Below are 6,488 nucleotides of genomic sequence, written 5' to 3'. Positions count from 1 at the left end.
TATGCTTTTTCATGGACTCGCCCTCGCTGTCGTTGGCTTCTTAAGAATGCCACCGTGGCGCTACTGACGCCTCGGCTTGGGCGAGTCCATCCAATTACGGGATGAAAGCGATGTCAGTGAAAGCGAGTTCGCCTGTACAGCCGGGTATTAAGCATTGCGCCGTACGTACTGAAAACCGCGGATATCCTCCGACGGCACTTCCCGTACACCTTCCATGCCCAGCCACCAGGCAGTGCCGCGACACGGGTACTGGACGTAAAACGGCTGCCCCATTTGCGGCGTGGTGATCAGGACATTCTTCTCCCAGGCCAGCGCGATGATGCGGTCGAAGGGTTCGTGCCAGGCGTGCATGGCCAGATCAAACGTGCCGTTATGGACCGGCAGCAACCAGCGACCGCGAAGGTCGATGTGCGCCTGCAGGGTTTCCTCGGGCTGCATGTGCACGTCAGGCCAGTCGACGTTATAGGCACCGGTTTCCATCAATGTCAGGTCGAATGGGCCGTATTGCTCACCGATGGTTTTGAAACCGTCGAAGTAACCGGTATCGCCACTGAAGAAGATCCGTTGATGTTCATCGTGCATGACCCATGACGCCCACAGGCTGCGATTGCCGTCCAGCAGCGTGCGGCCGGAAAAATGCTGGGAAGGCGTAGCGACAAACTGCATGCCATGCACTTCGGTGGATTGCCACCAGTCCAGTTGCTGAATCTTGTGCGCCGGTACGCCCCACTCCATCAAGGTATAGCCCACGCCCAGCGGCGTCAGAAAGTGTTCGGTTTTCGCCTCAAGCGCCTTGATCGCCATGTGGTCGAGATGATCGTAGTGGTTATGGGACAGGATCACCGCTTTGATCGGCGGCAGTTCTTCAATGCTGATAGGCGGCTGGTGGAAGCGCTGCGGACCCGCCCACTGCACCGGCGAGGCACGCTCGGCGAACACCGGATCAGTGAGCCAGAAGACCCCGCGCATTTTCAGCAAGACCGTGGAGTGCCCAAGGCGATAGACCGTGTAGTCCGGCGCAGCCAGAAGCTGCTGGCGCGTGAGTGATTGCACTGGAATTTCCCCCGAGGGACGGGTGACCGATGGCTTTTTGAAAGCCATGTTCCAGAAAATCCTCAGCGTCTTGAAAAAACCCATACGACTCATGGGCACAGGGTTGCGATAACGCCCTTGGTGCTTTTGCAGGGTCGGTAAAGACTGAGCTGACGAATTTTCTGTGATCTTGGTCATGGTCTGCTGACTCCGGGAGTTTGCTGCGCTGCTCATCATCGCCGCCGCTTTGCAATAGCGGAAAAGGCAAATAATGTGTAACCTGCTTTTACACTACACAGTGTAGTTTTAAGCTTGCATCATCAGCGATGACAAGTAAACTGCCGAGTGTACTTTTATCAAAACACTTGTTTGAAGCGAGACCTATGACTGCCCCTATGCGACTCACCGACCGAAAACGCGAAGCTATCGTGCTGGCCGCCATTGCCGAGTTTCGCGACACCGGGTTTGAAGTGACCAGCATGGACCGCATTGCCGCGCGAGCGGAGGTTTCCAAACGCACCGTCTACAACCATTTCCCCAGCAAGGAAGAACTGTTCGCGGAAATCCTCCAGCGACTCTGGTGCCGTATCGGCGAGATTCCGGATTCAATCTACCGGCCTGGTGTGACACTGCGCCATCAATTGCGCAGCATGTTGCGGGCCAAAATGCAGACGCTTTCTGACACCAACTGCCTGGACCTTGCGCGAGTTGCGCTGGGGGCAACCATTCATTCACCCGAACGTGCGGAAGTCTGGCTGGCGCGCCTGGATGAGCGCGAAGAAACCTTCGCTGCATGGATCCGCGCCGCCCAGGCAGATGGCCGTCTCAAGCCTGCCGACCCGACGTTCGCCGCCACCCAGATGCATGGTCTGCTCAAGGGCTTTGCGTTCTGGCCTCAGGTGACTATCAACAAGCCGGTATTGAGTCCAGAACAACAAGCCGAGGTTATTGAATCGACACTGGACATGTTTCTCGGCTGGTACGAAATCCCGGTAGCAAAAACCTAACCCTGCGCTGCCACCCGAGCCACGATAGCGCGGCGTTGGGCGATGGATTGCCTGAGTCGCTCGCGGGCCAGAGCCAGTACTTCGGCGGGCGCAGTTGACGGATGACCTGCATTGAAAGGCACTGCAGGCGCGTATTCCAGCTGCAGCTGCACGGTCTGCGCCTGCACTTCTCCAAACAGTTCGCCTACCAGCGTCAGGGCGAAATCAATTCCCGCCGTTACTCCGCCACCCGTCATCAGGTTGCCATCGCGGACCACCCGCTCATGCACCGCGATCGCACCAAAACTCTCCAGCAATTCATGCGAGGCCCAGTGGGTCGTCGCCCGCTTGCCCTTTAATAGCCCGGCTGCGCCCAGCACCAGAGCGCCGGTGCAGACCGACGTGAGGTATTTCACAGTCCGGGCCTGTTCGCGGATGAAAGCAAGGGTCTGTTCATCCTCCAGCAAGGGGTCGATACCCTGTCCGCCGGGAATGCACAGCACATCGAGGGGCGGGCAATCGGCGAAAGTCTGCGTTGGCTGGAGTTGCAGTCCGGTGCTGGAATGCAGTGCCTCAAGGTCTTTCCAGATCAGGTGCACGGTCACGCCGGGCGTCGAGGCGAATACGTCATAAGGACCGGTCAAGTCCAGCTGTTGCACCTTTGGGAATACGAGCAAGCCGATGTGCAGGGTCATATGAAGTCCGCTTGAGGTTGGGGTAGACGCGATAACTCTAGCGGTTTAGCCTTTGGCGGATACGCCATACACCCCACTTTTCACGCCAACCACTGTGAATAACGCTAATGAGCGATCAGCCACGATCCGTGCACATTCTTGCGTTCCCCAATGTTCAGTTGCTGGATGTCTGCGGACCGTTGCAAGTCTTCGCCTCCGCCAACCTTCAGGCCCAACAACAGGGTCTGCCGGTGCCTTATCAAATGAAGGTCATCGCTGCCCAGGACCACACCATCGAATCTTCAGCAGGGCTGGGCTTGCTGACCTTTCCTCTGCCTGCGGCCAGCGAAAGCAGTGACACGTTGATCGTCGCCGGGGGGCGTGGCGTTCAGGTGGCGGCCAGCGACCCTCAACTGGTGCGCTGGCTGCATGAGCACGCTGCTGCAAGCCGACGCGTCGCCTCGGTGTGCAGTGGCGCATTTCTATTGGCGGCAACCGGTTTGCTGGACGGTCGGCGCGTGGTCACCCACTGGGACAGTTGCGAGGCTCTCGCCCGGCAATATCCAGCGTTACGGGTCGATCCCGATCCGATCTTCATCCATGACCATGGCTACTGGACCTCGGCCGGTGTCACGGCGGGCATCGATCTTGCCCTGGCGCTGGTCGAAGAGGATCTGGGACACGCTCTGGCGTTGGCGGTCGCTCGGAATCTGGTGGTGTTCCTCAAGCGACCGGGCGGCCAGTCGCAATTCAGCGCCACCCTGTCGATGCAGCACGCAAGCGTCACGGAGGACGGACGTTTTGCCGACCTGCATGGCTGGATCATCGAAAATCTGACCAGCGACCTCGGCGTTGCCGCTCTGGCCGCAAAGGTGGGCATGAGCGAACGCAGTTTCGTCCGCCACTACCGCACACAAACCGGCATCACCCCGGCCAAAGCCATCGAACAACTGCGGGTTGAAGCAGCCCGACGGTTATTAGCGGACAGCACACAGCCCATCAAACGCGTTGCGGCACGGTGTGGATTTGGCAGCGAGGAGACCTTGCGGCGTAGCTTCTTGCGCGGGCTGGGCGTGACGCCGATGGCTTATCGGGAGCGGTTTAGTGGGTAGGTATTGATCGCCATCTCTGTTGGAGCGAGGCTTGCCCGCGAAAAACGAAAGCGCGGTGTCACTGATACACCGCGTCGACTGATTCGCGGGCAAGCCTCGCTCCAACAGGAATAACCTGAGTTAGAGCTGGAGGCTTGGGCGCGATAAGGACGCCGCGGTTTCAGGCGAATCGTGTCCAGCCTTCTCGCGAGCAAGCTCTGCTCCTACAACGATCTGCGCTAGAAAACAAAACCCCACCAAGAAAACTATTTTCATATATTGATTTATGTTTTTGCTTTCGTGTAATTTAATTTCACCACGAAAACAGAGATAACAATAATGAATGCCTGTGATCGCCGTTGCTCTCCCCCTGCTCCAGCGTGCAAACCTTTAGCGACACCTCTGCCGAGTTTTTCCGGAACGCCTCCTCACTGACGGGTTGCCCCGCTGTGTCGAGCCATTCGATTACCTCTCTCTGCAAGGAAACGCTCCATGCCGCCGTCCGCTGGTATTTCGCTTTTGATTTACGCCGCCATCGCGATCATTGCCTTGATCGTCCTGATTGCCCGTTATCGCCTCAACCCGTTCATTGTCATCACCCTGATTTCCGTCGGCCTTGCGCTGGTCGCCGGCATGCCTGCCACGGGTGTCGTTGCGTCGTATGAAGCCGGTGTCGGCAAGACCCTGGGGCACATTGCTCTGGTTGTGGCACTAGGCACCATGCTCGGCAAAATGATGGCTGAATCCGGCGGTGCCGAGCAGGTGGCGCGGACCCTGATTGACCGCTTCGGTGAGCGCAACGCGCACTGGGCCATGGTCTGCATTGCCTTTCTGGTGGGCCTGCCACTGTTCTTCGAAGTCGGCTTCGTTCTGCTGGTGCCAATCGCCTTCACCGTGGCCCGCCGGGTGGGCGTTTCGATTCTTATGGTCGGTTTGCCGATGGTGGCCGGTCTGTCGGTGGTGCACGCGCTGGTGCCGCCGCACCCTGCGGCGATGCTGGCGGTTCAGGCTTATCAGGCGTCGGTCGGGCAAACCCTGTTCTATGCCATTCTGATCGGTATTCCGACGGCGATCATTGCTGGCCCGCTGTATGCAAAGTTTATTGTGCCGCGCATCCAGTTGCCTGCCGAGAATCCGCTGGGCAAGCAGTTCCTGGACCGTGAACCGCGTCAGAAACTGCCGAGCTTCGGCCTGACCATGACCACCATTTTGTTACCCGTGGTGCTCATGCTGTTGGGCGGCTGGGCCAACCTGATCAGCACGCCGGGCAGCGCATTCAACAGCTTCCTGCTGTTCATCGGTAACTCGGTGATCGCCCTGCTGCTGGCCACCTTGCTAAGCTTCTGGACACTGGGCATCGCCCAAGGCTTCAACCGCGACTCGATTCTGAAGTTCACCAATGAATGTCTGGCACCGACGGCGAGCATCACGCTGCTGGTGGGTGCCGGTGGTGGCTTGAACCGGATTCTGATCGACAGTGGTGTCACCAACGAAATCGTCGGTCTGGCTCAAGAGTTTCATCTCTCGCCGCTGCTCATGGGCTGGCTGTTCGCCGCATTGATGAGGGTTGCTACGGGTTCGGCGACAGTGGCCATGACCACGGCTTCCGGTATCGTTGCCCCCGTTGCGCTGGGCCTTGGCTATCCACATCCTGAGCTGCTGGTGCTGGCGACGGGCGCTGGTTCGGTGATCTTTTCCCACGTCAACGACGGTGGTTTCTGGCTTATCAAGGAGTACTTCAACATGACCGTGGCACAAACCTTCAAAACCTGGACGGTGCTGGAGACGTTGATTTCCATTGTCGCGTTCGCCCTCACGCTTGGTCTGGCTCAGGTGCTCTGAGTGGATATTCTTTACCAGATCCGCGCGCGTCAGGACTCACTCAGCGCGGGCGAAAGCCGGATTGCCCGACTGATCCTCAGCGACGTGGCGTTTGCCGCCAGCGCCAGCCTCGATGAGCTGGCCAGCCGGGCGGAAGTCAGCAGCGCAACTCTGTCGCGTTTTGCCCGCAGCATTGGCTGCCGGGACTTGCGCGACCTGCGCCTGCAACTGGCTCAGGCCAGTGCCGTCGGCAGCCGCTTTCTCAACCCCGAGCAGGCGCCTGAGCAGTCGGCGTTTTTTACACAGATCGTCGGCGATATCGAATCCACATTGCGTCAGCACCTGGCCGGGTTTGACGAGTCGCGCTTCGCTGCCGCCATCGAACTGCTCAGCAAGGCGCGGATGATTCATTCCTTTGGCATGGGCGGCTGTTCCAGCCTGTGCAGCGAGGAATTGCAGACCCGTCTGGTGCGCCTGGGTTATCCCATCGCCGCCAGCCGTGATCCGGTGATGATGCGCCTGATCGCCGCAACGCTTGGGCCGGACCACAGCCTGATAGCGTGCTCCCTCAGCGGTCGTACTCCGGAACTGCTGGACGCTGTGAAGCTGGCCAGCAGCTATGGCACGAAAATCCTGGCCATCACCCTTCCCGACTCACCACTGGGGCAAATCGCCGACGTGGTGTTGCCGTTGCAGATTGCCGAAACCAATTTTATCTACAAACCCACCGCCGCCCGCTACGGCATGCTGCTGACCATCGATGTGCTCGCCACCGAACTGGCCCTGCTCGCCCCTGAAGAAAATCAGGAGCGACTGCGGCGGATCAAGCTGGCCCTTGATGACTATCGCGGCGGTGAAGACGGATTGCCGCTTGGAGACTGACC

At 59.0% G+C, this 6,488-nt stretch carries 6 protein-coding genes; 4 read left to right on the top strand and 2 right to left on the bottom strand.

All coding sequences use genetic code 11. From position 1 onward, the window contains the following. Nucleotides 1–147: 147 nt before the first annotated feature. Nucleotides 148–1,230 (bottom strand): MBL fold metallo-hydrolase, encoded by a 1,083-nt coding sequence (locus tag AO242_RS19685; RefSeq protein ID WP_099270046.1) that lies wholly within the window; start codon nt 1,228–1,230, stop codon nt 148–150. A 185-nt stretch (nt 1,231–1,415) separates the two neighbouring features. On the opposite strand from AO242_RS19685, the gene AO242_RS19680 reads away from it, so the two are divergent. Next, nucleotides 1,416–2,039: a TetR/AcrR family transcriptional regulator gene (locus AO242_RS19680; RefSeq protein WP_099270043.1), complete on the top strand. Its 624-nt coding sequence runs from the start codon at nt 1,416–1,418 to the stop codon at nt 2,037–2,039. Here AO242_RS19680 and AO242_RS19675 read toward each other — a convergent pair. Further along, complete coding sequence (locus AO242_RS19675) at nt 2,036–2,713, bottom strand: DJ-1/PfpI family protein (RefSeq protein WP_027900750.1); 678 nt, start codon at nt 2,711–2,713, stop codon at nt 2,036–2,038. The two genes, AO242_RS19680 and AO242_RS19675, sit on opposite strands and share 4 nt — an antisense overlap. Nucleotides 2,714–2,820: 107 nt before the next feature. Here AO242_RS19675 and AO242_RS19670 point away from each other — a divergent pair, with 107 nt between their 5' ends. The 3 genes from AO242_RS19670 to AO242_RS19660 all read left to right on the top strand — a co-directional run bounded on the left by AO242_RS19670 (nt 2,821) and on the right by AO242_RS19660 (nt 6,486). After that, nucleotides 2,821–3,804: a GlxA family transcriptional regulator gene (locus AO242_RS19670; RefSeq protein WP_099270042.1), complete on the top strand. Its 984-nt coding sequence runs from the start codon at nt 2,821–2,823 to the stop codon at nt 3,802–3,804. Between the two features lie 471 nt (nt 3,805–4,275). Continuing rightward, on the top strand, nt 4,276–5,625 hold the full coding sequence (locus AO242_RS19665) for a GntT/GntP/DsdX family permease (RefSeq protein WP_099270041.1): 1,350 nt from the start codon (nt 4,276–4,278) through the stop codon (nt 5,623–5,625). After that, nucleotides 5,626–6,486 (top strand): MurR/RpiR family transcriptional regulator, encoded by an 861-nt coding sequence (locus AO242_RS19660; RefSeq protein WP_099270040.1) that lies wholly within the window; start codon nt 5,626–5,628, stop codon nt 6,484–6,486. Nucleotides 6,487–6,488: the final 2 nt, after the last annotated feature.

Origin of the sequence: Pseudomonas sp. ICMP 561, from assembly GCF_002699985.1 — a bacterium.
In the GTDB taxonomy this organism is placed as follows: Bacteria; Pseudomonadota; Gammaproteobacteria; order Pseudomonadales; family Pseudomonadaceae; genus Aquipseudomonas; species Aquipseudomonas quasicaspiana.
Note: the sequence above shows the minus strand (reverse complement) of the source record. Positions and strands in the feature narration are given on the sequence as shown.

Coding starts and splice junctions, on each gene's coding strand:
- AO242_RS19685 (WP_099270046.1), bottom strand. CDS start 1,230: ATGACCAAGATCACAGAAAATTCGTCAGCTCAGTCTTTACCGACCCTG.
- AO242_RS19680 (WP_099270043.1), top strand. CDS start 1,416: ATGACTGCCCCTATGCGACTCACCGACCGAAAACGCGAAGCTATCGTG.
- AO242_RS19675 (WP_027900750.1), bottom strand. CDS start 2,713: ATGACCCTGCACATCGGCTTGCTCGTATTCCCAAAGGTGCAACAGCTG.
- AO242_RS19670 (WP_099270042.1), top strand. CDS start 2,821: ATGAGCGATCAGCCACGATCCGTGCACATTCTTGCGTTCCCCAATGTT.
- AO242_RS19665 (WP_099270041.1), top strand. CDS start 4,276: ATGCCGCCGTCCGCTGGTATTTCGCTTTTGATTTACGCCGCCATCGCG.